Source organism: Gelidibacter gilvus (assembly GCF_004115975.1).
In the GTDB taxonomy this organism is placed as follows: Bacteria; Bacteroidota; Bacteroidia; order Flavobacteriales; family Flavobacteriaceae; genus Gelidibacter; species Gelidibacter gilvus.
Window position 1 is genome coordinate 1 of sequence record NZ_SDDZ01000034.1, and the last position, 1,346, is coordinate 1,346.

A 1,346-nucleotide genomic window follows, 5' to 3' on the forward strand; every position below is an offset into this window, starting at 1 on the left:
TGTCGATGCCTGAAATACGTTGACCGTTTAGGGTTAGATAATTCTAATCAAAAATGGCAAATTTAAATGGATTGAAAAAAGGTTTTGAGACAAATTACAATCGGACATTTGGCGAAAAGTTCAAGAAAGACACTGTTAAACGTATTGAAAACAATGAATATACGGTAAGTGAGATAAGTGTTCTTTACGATGTCTCAAAAACAGCGGTTTACAAATGGGTCTATAAATATTCTATCTTGTACCAGAAAGGATACAAACAAATAGTAGAACCTATGAGCGGCACACATAAATTAAAGGAACTACAGGCACGCATCAATGAACTGGAACAGGCGGTCGGCCAAAAGCAGATGAAAGTTGATTTTCTGGAAAAGCTCATCGAGCTGGCAGAGAGCGATCTGGGGATAGATATTAAAAAAAAAGCTGGTTCCGTACCCAAATCTGGTTCTGGGAGAACCGCCAAGAAATAGGTATGAGCCTCAATAGTTTTTTTAAAGTAACCGGCATTACCAAACAGGCTTTTCACGCAAAACTGGATAGATCATTGGCAAAAAGGGGAGCTTTTGCACAGTTGGAGCTTGTTGTGAGTGAGGTCAGGAAGGACCATCCAGGGATGAACCTTCGGGATCTATATCTGATCTTAGCTCCGGACTTTATTGGGCGAGATGCTTTTGAAAGCCATTTTCTGCATATGGGGTATGGTGTGCAGATCAAAAAGGCATTTAGGAGAACCACGGATTCATCTGGTGTGGTACGTTTTGACAATCTTGTTGATGGCATTGAGTTGAACGATGTAAACCAAGTTTGGGTGAGCGATATAACCTACTATAGGATAGGGGATATGTTTTACTACATTACTTTTGTGATGGATCTTTTTTCAAGGTTGATTGTTGGGCATGCCGTAAGTCGTGGTTTACGGACTGAGATGACAACTCTGCCTGCATTGAAGTGTGGATTAAAAACGCGCAGCACGCGAAAATTACCAGGGCTTGTCTTTCATTCAGATGGTGGAGGTCAGTACTATTCAATGGTATTCAGAGCGCTCACAACACAGGCTGAAATATTGAACAGTATGGGAGTCTCTGTTTATGAGAATCCTAATGCCGAAAGATTAAACGGTGTTATAAAAAATAATTATATACACCATTATGCACCTAAAAACTATGACCAGTTAGTAAGAGTTACGGCTAAAGCTGTTAGAATGTATAACACCCAAAAACCACATAGTTCATTAAACAAAATGAATCCAGTAGCTTTTGAAAATAAAATAAGATGTTTAAGAAAGAAAGAATCAGTAATTTTATATTAATCACTAACTAAAAGTGGTCAATGCTATTTAGGCATGGACA

Annotated in this window: 2 protein-coding genes; both read left to right on the forward strand. The window is 38.6% G+C overall.

Annotated elements, in window-relative coordinates; all coding sequences use genetic code 11:
* Positions 1-53 precede the first annotated feature (53 nt).
* Positions 54-467 carry a transposase gene (locus ESZ48_RS19160; RefSeq protein WP_129019107.1) on the forward strand — a complete coding sequence of 138 codons (414 nt, stop codon included), beginning with the start codon at positions 54-56 and terminating at the stop codon, positions 465-467.
* 2 nt (positions 468-469) lie between these two features.
* Positions 470-1,306 (forward strand): DDE-type integrase/transposase/recombinase, encoded by an 837-nt coding sequence (locus ESZ48_RS19165; protein ID WP_129019108.1) that lies wholly within the window; start codon positions 470-472, stop codon positions 1,304-1,306.
* Positions 1,307-1,346: the final 40 nt, after the last annotated feature.